Source organism: Sphingobium sp. 3R8, from assembly GCF_020166615.1.
Classification (GTDB): domain Bacteria; phylum Pseudomonadota; class Alphaproteobacteria; order Sphingomonadales; family Sphingomonadaceae; genus Sphingobium; species Sphingobium bisphenolicum.
Genome location: NZ_JAIQXR010000007.1, coordinates 14,275 through 28,956, shown reverse-complemented (window position 1 = coordinate 28,956; position 14,682 = coordinate 14,275). Strand labels below are relative to the sequence as shown.

Annotated in this window: 10 protein-coding genes; 7 read left to right on the top strand and 3 right to left on the bottom strand. The window is 60.6% G+C overall.

Annotated elements, in window-relative coordinates:
- Positions 1–29: 29 nt before the first annotated feature.
- The 3 genes from K9B33_RS08500 to K9B33_RS08490 all read right to left on the bottom strand — a co-directional run bounded on the left by K9B33_RS08500 (position 30) and on the right by K9B33_RS08490 (position 5,619).
- Entirely contained in the window at positions 30–1,661 is a 1,632-nt protein-coding gene (locus K9B33_RS08500) for a hypothetical protein (RefSeq protein WP_224548080.1), read from the bottom strand.
- Positions 1,662–2,177: 516 nt separating this feature from the next.
- Positions 2,178–4,334 carry a beta-glucosidase family protein gene (locus K9B33_RS08495; RefSeq protein WP_224548079.1) on the bottom strand — a complete coding sequence of 719 codons (2,157 nt, stop codon included), beginning with the start codon at positions 4,332–4,334 and terminating at the stop codon, positions 2,178–2,180.
- A 13-nt stretch (positions 4,335–4,347) separates the two neighbouring features.
- Complete coding sequence (locus tag K9B33_RS08490; RefSeq protein WP_224548078.1) at positions 4,348–5,619, bottom strand: sugar MFS transporter; 1,272 nt, start codon at positions 5,617–5,619, stop codon at positions 4,348–4,350.
- Between the two features lie 387 nt (positions 5,620–6,006).
- Between K9B33_RS08490 and K9B33_RS08485 the strand changes: the two genes are divergently transcribed.
- From K9B33_RS08485 to K9B33_RS08455, 7 genes are all read left to right on the top strand, one after another.
- A complete protein-coding gene (locus tag K9B33_RS08485; protein ID WP_224548077.1) occupies positions 6,007–7,050 on the top strand; it encodes an alpha/beta hydrolase in 1,044 nt (347 codons plus the stop codon).
- A gap of 312 nt (positions 7,051–7,362) precedes the next feature.
- Positions 7,363–9,579 carry a TonB-dependent receptor gene (locus tag K9B33_RS08480; protein ID WP_224548076.1) on the top strand — a complete coding sequence of 739 codons (2,217 nt, stop codon included), beginning with the start codon at positions 7,363–7,365 and terminating at the stop codon, positions 9,577–9,579.
- A 119-nt stretch (positions 9,580–9,698) separates the two neighbouring features.
- Positions 9,699–10,658, top strand: coding sequence for an MBL fold metallo-hydrolase (locus tag K9B33_RS08475; RefSeq protein ID WP_224548075.1), 960 nt, complete (start codon positions 9,699–9,701; stop codon positions 10,656–10,658).
- 5 nt (positions 10,659–10,663) lie between these two features.
- On the top strand, positions 10,664–12,268 hold the full coding sequence (locus tag K9B33_RS08470; RefSeq protein ID WP_224548074.1) for an FAD-dependent oxidoreductase: 1,605 nt from the start codon (positions 10,664–10,666) through the stop codon (positions 12,266–12,268).
- A complete protein-coding gene (locus K9B33_RS08465; RefSeq protein WP_224548073.1) occupies positions 12,268–12,453 on the top strand; it encodes a DUF2783 domain-containing protein in 186 nt (61 codons plus the stop codon). The genes K9B33_RS08470 and K9B33_RS08465 overlap by 1 nt, the downstream gene beginning before the upstream one ends.
- Positions 12,453–13,712: a spinster family MFS transporter gene (locus K9B33_RS08460; RefSeq protein WP_224548071.1), complete on the top strand. Its 1,260-nt coding sequence runs from the start codon at positions 12,453–12,455 to the stop codon at positions 13,710–13,712. The genes K9B33_RS08465 and K9B33_RS08460 overlap by 1 nt, the downstream gene beginning before the upstream one ends.
- A gap of 128 nt (positions 13,713–13,840) precedes the next feature.
- Entirely contained in the window at positions 13,841–14,650 is an 810-nt protein-coding gene (locus K9B33_RS08455) for an IclR family transcriptional regulator (RefSeq protein ID WP_224548069.1), read from the top strand.
- Positions 14,651–14,682: the final 32 nt, after the last annotated feature.

The following is a 14,682-nucleotide window of genomic DNA, read 5'->3' as shown; positions in this document are numbered from 1 at the left end:
CGCGAAGATGGCGTCTACGCGCATCGCGTTCACTTCATTGCCTTGGCATAGCGGTCGACGAAACGCCGCAGCTGAACGCGGTCAGTCGGAACTACGATGAACGCTCGGGTCGAATACCTGCCGTCGCCAGAGCCGCTCACTCGTCGCTCATCGACGTGCGTCAGCATCACGCTCAACGCCGGATTGAAACGCCGAAGTTCCCAACCAGTCTTATCATGCAAGGCGGCCACATCTACGCTCTGATCAAGCTCCAGCGTCATCCGAGCGAGTTCGACAGCGTCGAGCGTCGGATCAGTTCCCTCTACGAGCGGATCAAAGGTGCTGAACAGCTCTGCGCGATAGCTCAGCAGCGGAGGTCCGTTGAGCAGGGTCCGCACTCCGACATACCCATCGGTCTCCAACTCCGCGACGGCGTCGCGATAGTCCCGATCAGACAAACCCTCGAAGGCCGACAACACCCCGTCGCGATCCACCGGGCGGGCGAGTCCAAGTGTCGAGTTCGCGGCAAGCCAGACCCCCAACCGATAGGCGTTCACCGTAAGACCGAGTTCGGCCGCCTTCGAGCTTTCCGAGCCAGCCACCACCCCCTCCGCATCTAGAGACACCGTCCTCTCACGAGGCGGGATCGCGACACCGCCAAGCCAACCGTCAAGCGCGTCGATGACCTTCTTGGCCGTGTTGGCGAACGTCCGAATGTCTTCGCCGACCAGATGAACCGTCTCGCCGATCCCCGCCTCGTCGGAAAGCTGAGCGAACTTGGCGTCGATAACACCCAGGTTGTGCCCGATCACGTGGCGCTTCTGGATATTGAGCTTCATCGCTGCCAGTTCGGCATCGTCCAACACGGCATAGGGATCGAATCCGAGTTCGGCGCAGCGCTTCTGCCCACGCTCGACGTTCTGGAAGTCGTTGCAGACACGCGGCATGGGCTCGTCCGGATGCGCTGCGGCCCAACCGAAGAGATAGATGGTCTTCAGTGTCGCTTCGAACGCGGTCAGAACATCCTCGTGGGCGTTTCCGAGAAGCCGATAAGCGAGCTCTTCCAATTCTGCATCGAGGCCATCAGCGAAATGAACTTGAGCATCGACCAGATCGACCTCGCGCGCGAAGTGGAGATGGAGGTTCGGTGCCCCGCAGTCGGGGCAGAAGAGGCCGATCGCATAGACCCCATAATCACGGCCGCAATGGTCGCAAACCAGCTCCCGAAGTAAATCTGTCCGATAAAACCTTGGCCTCGGCCGATGGCTCTTCGAGGTCTTCACCTCGATCTTGAGCATGCTGTTGCGGCTTCTACTTCGACCGATTCCCTCGAACAACTTCGAGATCTGGTCCTCCATGTCGCTGAGGGCCGCATGCTTCGCGATCTCAAGCGCCGCCTCCCGATCGTCGGGATGGGTGAACTCCTCGTCCTCCGCCACGACACCGCTGTATGGGCACACCGTCTGGGGCGACCCCGGCTCCAGCTTCATCCGAGCACGCATCTCCTTCGTGATCAAGTCGGGACGATTCACGTCGCCGAGGACGAAATGGCGTGGCTCCGCAGTTTCATTGGGTGAGTAGCGGTAGACCCTGCCGTCCGGCGTCTTCGGAAGCGGGATCTTTAGCTGCATGCGGCTGCCGGCGCCCCCGGTTCTATATTTCTCCAGATTCTTGAAACGCACGGCGAGTTCCTCCGAGGCCGAATTCACCTTTGGATCATGAGAACATAAAGAGAAACTGAGCACGTTGGGAAGTGCCTCGCAAGTCGCTTTGGCATTGTAGCTGCTTTCTCGGGGAGATAGGCGCTCAGGAACGGAGTTTCATAGGCAGCTTCTGTTGCGAGCAGTCGTTCGCGATGGCTGATCCGAATGACCGGCCTTGGTCGGCTTCTCCTAGTGCGACCGGATGGAAATTGCCGCCGCCAAAGCCGCCGTTCAGGCCACCAGATCGGGGCGTCGGAAGCGGTCATATATTCACTTTGTTGGACGGCACGGTGAAATGGCGCGGCTTGGGACAAACCCGTCATTCCGGCCATAACCTTGAAGCGTCGGCTTTAAGAGAAACCTGTCAGTCGTAGAAGAGCGGCCCGGTGACCATCATCATATCGGCGTCCGCGCTGTAGACGGAATGCCGATCCAGCAACTCGGATTGGCATATTGGAAGCCATGCAACTCCGAAACGTCCGATTGGCTGTGCCTTTAATCCTTCCAGGTTTTTGCAGGCACGCGCACGATGAAGGGCTTATCCAGTTTTGCCGCACTTTCGCCGAGCGCGAAGCTGTAATTGCCGCCCTCGATCACCCAGCCGCCGTCTTTCCAATCGGCCAGCAAGCGGTTGTCGACATCCAGCGTGACCTTACGGGTCTCGCCAGGTTTCAGCGCCACTTTCTGAAAGCCGACCAGACGCTGGAGCTTTTCGCCGTTGCGATCGACCAGATAGACCTGCGGCACATCCGCCCCGGCGCGGTCGCCCATATTGCGGACCGTGAAGCGCAGGCGGACCGACGCGTCTGCGCGCGCCGACAGCGGCCCGTGGGAAAATCTGGTGTAGCTCAGGCCATGGCCAAAGGCGAAGAGCGGCGTTTTCCCCGACCTGGCAAAGCCGCGATAGCCGACATCGGCGCCCTCGTCATAAGCAACCTTGACCGGCGTTCGGTCAGGCAGGCCAAGCCCCGGCAGCGCGACGCGGGGATATTGATCGATCGATGCCGGATAGGTGACCGGGAGGCGGCCCGACGGATTGACCTGGCCGGTCAGGATATCGGCGATCGCCTGCCCGCCTTCCTGACCGGGATACCAAGCCTGAACGACGGCATTGGCCTTTTCGAGCCAGGGCATCGTCACCGGATTTCCCGTTTCCAGCACGACCACCAGATTGGGGTTGGCGGCGGCCAGAGCCGAAATCAGCTGATCCTGACCCTGCGGAAGCGCGAGCGAGCCGGAATCCATGCCCTCCCCTTCCCACTTGGTCGCAAAGGCGATGACCATATCGGCCCTGGCGGCATAGGCGGCGGCCGCTTCGGGCGAATAGCCGTTCTGGAAGCTGATAGTGGCGGCGGGCAATGCCTTGCGTAGCGCCGCAAGCGGAGAACCGGCCATATAAAGCTGTCGGCTGAACAGGGCCGTTGGTCCGTCGCTGCCCGGCTCTATGATGCGTGGCGCGCCATTTGACGGGGTGACCTGACTGGAACCCCCGCCCGACAGCACGCCGAAATCAGCATTCCCGCCAACCACCAATATATTGCGAGCCGTCGCGGCGAGCGGCAATATGCCGTCATTCCTGAGCAGGACGATACCGCCCCGCGCCGCATCGAGCGCAATCTGGGCATGCGCCTTATAGTCGATCGGCTGGGGTTCATAAGTGCCGGTGATGCCGACCGCGAACAGGCTGCGCAGGATACGGCGCACGGCATTGGAAACGCGGTCCTTGGGGACATCGCCGCTGGCGACGAGATCGGCAAGCGGCTGGCCGAACCAATGCTGCTTGTCGAGTTGATAGCCCATCTGCTGATCGAGGCCGGCCTTGATGTAGGACACGTCGTCGACCGCGCCCCAGTCCGACATCACCCAGCCCTTATAATTCCAGTCGCCCTTGAGCACGCGGTTCAGCAGATGGTCGCTGCCGCAGGATTTCGATCCATTGACCAGATTATAGGCGCACATGACCGCGCCCGGCTGGCCGATCTCGATGCCGATCTTGAAACCCAGCAGATCGCTTTCGCGCAGCGCGCTTTCCGCAATGACTGAGTCCGCTGTATGACGCAGCGTTTCCTGTCCGTTGAGCGCGAAATGCTTGATGGTCGATACCACGCCCTGCGACTGGGTGCCGCGAATGGCCTGACCGGCGAGTGTGCCGGCGAGCAACGGGTCCTCGCCAAGATATTCGAAATTGCGACCGTTACGCGGATCGCGCGCGAGGTTCATGCCTCCGCCAAGGAGGATGTTGAAGCCCTTGGCCCGCGCTTCGGCGCCGACGGTCGCGCCGACCCGTTCGGCAAGCGCCGGATCGAAAGAGGAAGCCAGCAGCAGGCCCGACGGCATCGCCGTCGCGACGTCGCCTTTCCGAAACTGGCCAGGGTTGGCGATCCCGAGGCTCGCGTCGGTCGAAAGCTGCGGTGGAATGCCAAGGCGCGCGATACCGGGAACATAGCCGGCGGTGGGAGGCACGCCTTGCGGAACCTTCACTTCAAGGCCTGGAAACGAAATCGGCATGATCCCGGACAGCAGGCCGATCCGTTCGGCATCGGTCATCTGCGCTTCCAGCCGCGCGGCCTTTGCGTCGGCATTCTCATGCGCGCTTTGCGCCATCAGCGGCTGCGAGGCGAGGAGGCACGACAGGGTTAGCAAAACGCGCATGGATAGTCCTTCGTCAGGCCGGATTGCGGGCCGACCAGCCATAAATGGCGATCAGCAGGTAGCAGCTTGCGGGAATGGCAAGCGCCATCGCGAGCGAGGTGGCGTCGGCGATCGCGCCGGTCAGCAGGGGGATGATCGCGCCGCCGACGATGGCCATGCACAACAGGCCCGAACCCTGCGGCGTCCGCTCGCCCAGACCTTCGATCCCCAGGCTGAAGATCGTCGGAAACATGATGGCGTTCATCAGGCCGACGGCCAGGATCGCATAGCCCGCTACCGCGCCCGTGGCCATCGCCGACAGGGCGATCAACAGCACCGCGCCAATACAGACCGTCGCCAGCACCAGACCGGGCCTGAAGCGTCGCAGCAGCATGGCGCCGATGAAGCGGCCGACCATCGCGCCGCCCCAATAGAGCGCGATCATCGTTCCAGCCACCTGTTCGCTCAGCCCCATGACGCGTTCCTGCGCGAGATAGTTGACGAGCATCGACCCGATCGCGACTTCCGCCCCGACATAGAGGAAGAGCGCCGCCACGCCACCCGCCAGCCGCCCGCGCCGCAACAGGGCGAACGAACCGGACAGGCTTGCCGACCCGCCCTGTCCGCCGGTGATCGCGGAGCGTCGCAGAAAGAAGAACAGCGCGACGGCCGCGAGTATCACGGCAATCGCGATATAGGCGTGGCCGATGACGCCCGCCTCCTCGGTCAGGAAAACGGCGCGTTCTGCTGGCGCCAGGGTGGCGGGGTCCACCTTGCTGATCGAACCGAGGATGACGAGGGCGCCCACCGGCGGAAACAGGGTGGTGCCGAGTGAATTGAACGCCTGCGCCAGCGTCAGGCGGCTGTGCGATGTCGCCGGATCGCCCAGATTGGCGATCAGCGGATTGGCGCCGACCTGCAGGATCGTAATCCCGGCGGCCAAAACGAACAAAGCTGCAAGAAAGGCGGCGAAGATGCCCGACGACGAAGCGGGGACGAACATCAGGCAACCGATGGCCATGGTCGCGAGGCCGGTAACGATACCCTTGAGATATCCGATCCGCGCGATCAACGCGCCCGCGGGAATCGACACGATGAAATAGGCCATGAAGAAGGCGAACTGGGTCAGCATAGCCTCTGTATAAGAGAGTGAGAACAGCCCCTTAAGCTTGGGGACCAGAATGTCGTTGAGACTAGTCAGCCCGCCCCAGATGAAAAAGAGGGCGACGACGGCCGCCACCAGGGTGCGCGTCGCGGGCACCTGTTCGGAGCCGGCTCCAGCATGATCGGGAATCAAGGTAGTCATTGCGTTCTTTCTTTTTCTTGGTGGCAACGGAGGGATATCGCCACAGGACCCGTGGGACCTATCACGCCAGGCCTGAACGCTTCGCCTCGCAATGCGCGTACGCCCGCCTGTCCGGATATTGCCGCAGTTGCCGAATGCCACCCTATGCGTCTTGCGCGCAGCGCCAGGCTCGGCATCGATATATCCTCTCCAATGGCCATCCTCGAGCAACGGGCTCTGCGTGCGGACCGCTTTGCCATCTCAAACCGCGACCTTCGATTTGGATATTTACTTATAATGAATCGGTTCGTAAATAGGTAATGAAGCGGCAGATGACTTGCCTTTATCGTGAAGTCGCGGCCACCGTCAGGCCGCCAGAAGGCGGGCGGAACTTTTGGGAGAGAAACGATGCGGTCTGTTATTTGCGGGATGTTGCTCGGCTTTGCGGTCTGCGCGGCACCGGCGGCGGCGGCGGCTTGTCCACCCAACCCCGATCTTCGTTTCCGCGTGCCCGAGAGCGTATCGCGGCCGGCGGCCGAGAAACTCTGCGCACTTTATGCCGCCGCTCAGGCGCGACCCCCCATGCCGCCGCTCAAGACCCTCGAAGACTTCGACCGGATGAATGCGGTGATCGAAGCCCAGGCCGTGCCCGCAAGCCAGCAATTCGCGGATGCGATGCACGTTCGTTCGGTCAGGGAAACGATCGGAGGCGTCAGCATACTCCGGATCGTTCCGCCCAATGCGCGGCCCGGGCGGCCGCCGCTCGTTTATATTCACGGCGGCGGCTACATTGTTCTCTCGGCCCGATCGACGCAAGTGTTGCCCGCCCTGCTCGGCAAGGCTCTGAGGCGTGAGGTGATCTCGATCGATTACACACTGGCGCCGCGCGGGAATGTCAACACGATCTCGGATCAGGTTATCGCAGTGTGGCGCGCCCTCTTGGCTTCGGGGCACGATCCTCAAGCGATGGGGCTGTTCGGCGACTCGGCCGGCGGGAACATGGCGGCAGCATTTACTCTCAAGATGCGGGACCAAGCCGTTCCGTTGCCCGGTGCGCTCTACCTGCTCTCGCCAGGGGCAGACCTGACGATGAGCGGCGATACCGTCGCGACGCTCGGGCCATATGACCCGATGCTCCAGCCGCAGAATTTCATCACCTATCTGAACGCCTACGCCGCCGGAACAGATGTCAGGCACCCCTATATTTCCCCTCTGTTCGGGGACTACTCCAAGGCATTTCCGCCAACGTTGATCCAGGCCGGCACGCGTGAATTGCTGCTCAGCGAAGCGGTCAGGCAATATCAAGCGATCCGTGGTGGCGGTCATGAAGCGGTGCTCGACCTTTACGAAGGCATGCCTCACGTCTTCCCGGCAATGCTTCCGAACACGCCAGAATCCGATACTGCGATTTCGAGAGCCGCGACTTTTTTCGAAGAGCATTTGCGCAAGTAGGTTGAAGGCGGATTCAGGTTCTGCACCGATCGCGGTCGTTCGCGACGGCAATCTGTCACGGCTGGACCGAGAACAGGGTTGCAGCGCACCACACATTCAAGGTGACGTGAATTTTCTGGAATGACCGATATGCCTCCATCGGCGGGCGTGCTCCGTGCATCGCCGCGCTGCCGAGAGGCGGCATGAGAATTGAATTGCCCCTCGATCGCATTTTGCAAATACGAAGTGATTTGCCATTGACTAATAATTGGGATGCGCCCAAAGGGGTGACATCAAGCCGGCTGCAATCGGCAAACATCGGGAGAGGCAGAAATGATCAACACGAGTTGGCTGCTGTCAGCCGCGATTATCGCCATGGCGGTACCGGGCACCGCTCTTGCTGCGCCTGCCAGCGACGACCAGTCAGCAAAGGCCGATGGCGCAATTGCCAGTGAGTCGACTGAAATAATTGTGACCGCAGAAAAGCGGTCAACGACCGTGCTGCGAACCAACATCGCGCTTTCCGCGCTATCTGGCGATGATCTGCAACAGCATGAAATTCGCAGCGTCAAGGAGCTTCAGAATTTCGTCCCCGGCCTGTCGGTCGCGGACACGGGCCTTGTCAGTCAGCTTAACATTCGTGGCATCGGCCTTGGTATTACAGACCCAGGCGTCTATTCCGGTGTTGCCATCTATCGCGATAACCTGTTTCAGGCGCCGATCGTCGCCAACGAACCCTTCTACGACATCGGCAGCGTTCAGGTGCTTCGCGGTCCCCAGGGGACATTCGTAGGGAATAACTCCACCGGCGGTGCCCTTTTCGTCAAGACAGCTGATCCCAAGCTGGAAGACGCCAGTGGTTATGCGATTCTCACCGGCGGTACTTATGACAACATCGCCTTCGAAGGCGCAGTCAATATCCCGGTCAGCGATACGTTCGCCGTTCGCATTGCAACTTATGATCAGCATCGTGCCAGTTTCTTCAAGAACGGCAACCCGCCCAACAGCCAGTCGAGCGCCTACTCGACGCCGGGAGAACTTAACATTGTCGCCGGAAGAATCAGCCTTCTTTGGAGGCCCTCGGACAACTTCCAAAGCCTGACCAAGATGGAGTATTACAATAATAATACTGGCGGTTTTACGGGCAAGCCGAACCCGGGATCATTCTTCGCGACATTGGCTTCGCCCGATCCCTACACGCTCAATTTTGCGGATGTGCCGCGTTATGAAGAGTCGACCTTCCGTGTCAGCAATGAGACGACACTGACGCTCGCCAACGGCATCGCGCTACGCAACATGATCGGTCTGACCAAGGCGAAGTTTCACCAGATATCCGACGCCGTCGGTGTTTCGTTTCCGGGGGTGACGCTAAATGTTGCTGCCGTGGAGCCGGTATTCTCGGAAGAATTTACGATCATCTCGCCGGAGAACAGGCCGTTTAAATGGACTATCGGCGGATATTATCTTCGCGACAAAAGCAAGGTGCCGTTCATCGGTCAGAATTATTTCGCGAATCAGCTGATCGTCGTCGATGCAAGTCGCACAAAAAAGGAAGCAAAAGCTGTCTATGGCGGAATTAAGTACAATATAAGCGATGCTCTGGAAATTGAAGGTAGCGCTCGTTATACGTGGTCAAATGTAGATAACGATTCACGTAATATTATCTCATTCTTTGACTTGACCACAAATGACTTTCTGTTCTCCGCACCGTCATCGGGAAGTCAGTCTGATAAGGGACTGACCTGGAAGATTGGCGTCAATTATACAGCGGATAGCCGCAACTTCCTCTATGCCTTTGTCGCAAAGGGCCGCAAGGGCGGCGGCGTCCAAAGCCCCGTTTCGAATTTCGCTCCAGAGTCCGTCATGGATTACGAGGCCGGTTGGAAGGGATCAATGTTTGGGGGGGCGCTGCGCGCGCAGATCGGTGGCTTCTATTCCAAATATACCAATATGCAGATCCAGAACATACAGACCCAGACCGGCTTGGCTACGATCTTCAACGCGGGATCCGCGGAAACCTATGGTACGGAGGCCGAGCTGGGCCTGAGGCTTGGCAATTTCGAAATGACCGTCGCCGGCTCCTATCTGAAGTCCAAGATCACGGTTAACGACATCGTCAACAGGCCAGCCCTTCCTGACGGCGGTCAAGGATCGCTTGGCCCGCAATGCGCACAAGGTCAGACTTCAGCCTGTTTCGACTATGGTCCCTTTGTGGGTACGGCGACCGGTCCTCTGCCGTTCGCACCCAAATTCAACATCGCTATTGGGCTTTCTTACAATATAGAATTGGGTGATGACAAAAGGCTTACGCCGCATGTCGAATACACACACACCGCGAGCCAAAGGACATCATTTTTCAACGACGCCACCTCCATTCTCCCCGGGCGCGACCTGATCAATGCCAAGCTAACCTTTAGCACCGACCGGTTCGACTTCGAGGCCTTCGCCACAAACCTGACCAAGGAGGTCTATCCTGGCGGCTCGAATGGCGGCCTTTGGTATTATGGTGCACCACGCCAGTTTGGGGGGCGGGTCTCGGTGCGCTTCTGAGCAGGGGCAGCCGCCGCCGGCACAAAAGACCGCTGGGCACTGTATGAACGGAAGGTGGAATTCAAACGAAGTCCCCCCACCCTCGCTCACTCGAGCAGACACAATCTGGAGCTAATGTCTTGGCAAAGCCTTTCGCATCTTCGGCCGATACGGCGCCTACGACCGAGAAACTCGAAATCCTGGCTGATGGCGTTTATGCGCTGACCGCAGAGGGCGATCCGAATGTCGGCGCGATCGAGGGCGAGGACTTTCTCGTCTGCTTCGAGGCGCGCGCCACGCCGGCGGCCGCAAGGGACTGGCTCGCCAAGTTGCGCGAACATACCAACAAGCCTGTCAAATATCTGGTTCTGACCCATTACCACGCCGTTCGCGTGCTGGGGGCGAGCGCATTCGATGCGGAACAGATCGTCGCCAGCGAAGCCACGCGCCGATTGATCGAGGAGCGTGGGAAGCAGGATTGGGACAGCGAATATGGCCGCATGCCGCGACTGTTCAAGCAACCGGAAGAGATTCCGGGGCTGACCTGGCCGACCCAGACCTTTGATACGGACTATCGCATTGAACTGGGCGGAGATCGCGGCGCGATCGACCTTAAATATTGCGGGCGCGGCCATACCGCCGGGGATATCGTCGCCTGGCACGAAAAATCTAAGACCCTATTTGCGGGCGATCTCGTCGAGAGCGAGGCCGCGCTCTACACCGGCGATGCTTTCCACTTCGACTGGGCGAACAAGACGCTGGACACGGTGAAATCCTTTCGCGCCGAAAACTTGATTGGTGGCCGTGGGAACGTTGCCCGCGGCGTCGAGGCAACCGATGCCGCCATCGAACAGACCCGGGAATTTCTCAACAGCATGATCAAGCATGTGGGCGACGCCCACAAAAATGGCGGGACTATCAAATCCGCTTTCGAAGCGACACATGCAGCTCTGGCGCCCAAATTCGGCCACTGGCCGATTTTCGAACATTGTCTGCCATTCGACGTGCAGCGCCTCTGGGATGAATTTGACGGGATCGACTGGCCGCGCATCTGGACCATGGAACGTGACAGGGACGTATGGGACAAGCTGCAGGGATAGGGAAGATGCCCGATAGGATGACGCGGGACGGCATTCCCGTCTGGCGCATTATTGGCACCACCCCCCTGAATGACGGACAGGGCGATTTCGAAATCGTCATCGTCGGCGGTGGCCCGGTTGGCTTGACGCTTGCGCTCGACCTTGGCCAGAAGGGTCGGCGAGTTCTGGTCCTCAACAAGCGGGACTTCGTTGCCGCGGGTTCAAAGGCGATCTGCTTTTCAAAACGCACGCTCGATATCTGGAACCGCCTGGGGGTGGCGCAAGAGATGGTCGCGAAGGGTGTCGCCTGGAATGTTGGCAAGGTGTTCTGGGGAGACAGCGCGGAGCCGGTATTCACATTCGACATGCTGCCGCTCAAGCATCAGGAAATGCCCGGCTTCATCAACCTTCAGCAATATCGATGCGAAGCTATTCTCATCGACGCGGTATCGCAGGTTTCCGGCGTGACGATCCGCTGGGGCCATGAAGTCACAGGGTTGAGGCAGGTCGATGGCGGCGTGTCGCTGGACGTCGTTGCGCCCGATGGACACTATGCTGTCGAAGCGCCCTGGGTCGTGGCCTGCGACGGCCATAATTCTCCCGTTCGCGCAATGATGGGCCTGGATTTCGACGGTCGGATCTTTGAGGATAATTTTCTGATCGCCGACATCAGGCTGAAACAGGAACGCCCCGCCGAACGCTGGTTCTGGTTCGATCCGCCCTTCAATCCCGGCCGCTCCGCGCTTCTGCACAAGCAGCCCGACGACGTCTGGCGGCTCGATTTCCAATTGGGCTGGAACATCGATCGGGAACGCTGCATGCGTCCCGACTATGTCGAACCGCTGGTTCGCGGCATGCTGGGCGACGACATCGAGTTCGAGCAGGAATGGTACAGCGTCTACACTTTCCAATGCCGGCGCATGGCGCGCTTCGTTCATGACCGCGTGATTTTTGCCGGCGACGCCGCGCATCTGGTGTCCCCGTTCGGCGCGCGCGGCTGCAATGGCGGCGTTGCGGATGCCGACAATCTGGCATGGAAGCTGGACAGGGTCATTGCGGGTGAGGCCGGGCATGAACTGCTGGAAGCCTATAACAGCGAAGCGATCGTCACGGCCGATGAGAATATTCTCAATTCCTCGCGCTCCACCGATTTTCTGACGCCCAAGTCGACTATCAGTCACGCCTTCCGCGACGCTGTTCTGCAACTGGCCAAGGATCATGCGTGGGCGCGGCCGTTCGTGAACTCCGGTCGCCTGTCGACCGCTGTCCCTTATCCGGATTCGCCCCTGAGCCAGTCGGACCAGCCGGAGGATGGCTGGCACGGCATAGCGCCCGGCCATGTCGTCGTGGATTCACCGATCGATGGCGGCTGGCTGATGCAGTTGATGGGTGGAGATTTCGTCCTTCTCGCGGCTGACAAAAGCGTGCCTCCCTTGCCGGGAGTGCGTATGATCGTGGTCGATGAACTGGGCGATCAGCAGGGCATGATCGCGTCGCGTTACGATCTCACGGCGGGATCGGCTTATCTCGTGCGGCCGGATCAATATGTCGCCGCGCGCTGGCGTCATCCGACGGTCGAAAAGATGCGATCGGCCTATGAACGTGCCGCCATGCTCAAGGTGGAATCGTAATGACCCCAGCGCCGTCGCATATCGAAACTACCGACGACTTCTACGCTGCCCTTATCGCGTTGCACGATGGCCTTGATGAGCGGGAGAGCGCCGTGCTGAATGCGAAGCTGATCCTGATCCTGGCCAACCATATCGGCGACAAGGCGGTGCTGGCCGAGGCGCTCCGCCAAGCCAGGCGACCCTGATGAAAATTCGCGATCCCCGATGGACGCTGGCGCTGCTGTGCGTCGTCTACACGTTCAACTTCATGGATCGCCAGGTCGTGTCGGTCCTCGCAGAGCCGATCAAGCGCGACCTCGGGTTGAGCGACACACAACTAGGGATGCTCACGGGTTTCGCATTCGCCATTTTCTATACCGGCTTCGGTCTGCCGGTGGCGGCGCTCGCGGACCGGATTTCGCGGGTCAAGGTGCTTGCCGTCGCCTGTTCGCTCTGGAGCATCTGCTGTGCGGCGTGCGGGCTGGCGACGAATTTCGCTCAGCTCGCCGCCGCGCGTGTCGGGGTCGGTCTGGGCGAAGCCGGCGGGGTCGCGCCTTCCTATTCGATCATCTCCGACCTCTTCGCCCCTTCGCAGCGCGCCCGCGCGCTGGCGGTCTTTTCGCTGGGCGTGCCTTTCGGTCTGGCGCTGGGTTCGGCGCTGGCGGGATGGTCGGCGGCGCAATGGGGCTGGCGAACGAGCCTCTTCATCGTCGGCCTTCCGGGGCTGGTGCTGGCTCTGTTGCTGATCTGCCTGGTTCCAGAGCCGCGGCGCGGCGGCATGGACGGCAGCGTGGTCCCGCCCAAGGCGTCGCTTCGTGAAACCGCGAAGATTTTCTTCCGCACGCCGACCATCATCTCCACAGCGCTTGCATGCGCGATCGGGGGTATCCCCAATTACGCGCTGATGGCCTGGATGCCGGGGTATATGATCCGGGTCCTCGGCATGACATTGACGCAGGTGAGCATCTATCTCAGCCTTACCATCGCCATTGCCATGGGCGCAGGCACCTGGCTCAGCGGTCTTTTTGCGGACCGCTGGGGCGCGCGCGACAAGCGTGCCTATGCGTGGGTCAGCGGCGCGGCGATGATCGGCGCGCTGCCGTTCCTGATCATGGGGCTCTGCGTCCAGCGCTGGCAGATCGCCTTGCCCCTAATGGGATTGAGCCTTGGCTGCGCCGGTGCCTATCTGACGCCGGCGGTCGGCTTCATACAAAATTCGGTCAACGCGTCGCAGCGCAGTACCGCCGCCGCGCTCCAGCTCTTGATGGTCAACCTGATCGGGATGGGCATCGGGCCGCTCTATGTCGGGATGATGAGCGACTGGCTGCATGCCGGCTATGGGACAGAATCGTTACGGATCGCGCTCGCGGGTCTTGTACCGTTCCTCGTCGCTGCTGCGATCGCGAACCTGGTGACCGCGCGCCTTGTATCTCGCGCAAGAGAGCGGGCGCATGTCTTGCAGTGAACTCCCTACAGGCCCAAGCTTCGTGCCGGCGGCGAAGGCTGTTATTGCCATAAGGGCTTGACGCTGCGATGGCGGCCACGAGGCCGCGACGTTATGATGACACGGGGTGATCGTGACTGACGCTGCAAATGGAGATGAACGGGGTGGCTGCAGAGGCGCGCGGAGTTCAATCGATAGAAGTGGGCGCGCGTATATTGGAGGCGATCGCCGCTGCCGGTGACCTCGTGATGCTGCGCGATATCGCCCTGGAAGCCGGGATCGCGCCAGCCCAGGCGCATCCCTATCTTGTGAGTTACCGTCGCGCCACCCTCGTCGAGCAGGACAAGGAGTCCGGCCGCTACCGCCTGGGTCCGTTTGCGCTGCAACTCGGATTGGCCAGACTGCGCAGCTTCGATCCGCTCAAGGCTGCCGGCGAGGCCGCGGCGCGGTTTGCGGCAGACACGGCGATGTCGGTCACCATTACCGTCTGGGGGGCCTATGGGCCGACTGTCGTGCAAATCTATGAAGGATCGGATCAGATTCACACGGCGCTTCGGCCCGGAACCGTCTTTTCGCTGACGGGCTCGGCGACGGGTCGCATATTCTGCGCCCATCTCGGGGCCGAAATCATCGTCGAGGCGATCAAGCTGCAAAAAGCCGAGAAATCGCCATCGCGCATCGTCGGTTCGGTCTCCGATTTCAGATCGATCAAGGCGGAACTGCCGTACATCCGTGACGCCGGCTATGCGACGACGACATCGGACCCCATACCCGGGATCAGTGCCATGAGCGCGCCGATATTCGAGACGGGGGGCGAACTGACGGGCGCCATAACCGTCATCGGGCCAGTGCCCTCCTTCGATCTCGACCCCTCTGGTGATCGCGTTCGCGAGGTACTCGGCCTCGCAAATGCAATCTCTGCGAGAGCGGGTTACCAACGTCCCGTCAAAATCGCATGAGTTCAAGGATCAGCGCGAGCGTGAGTTTAGGC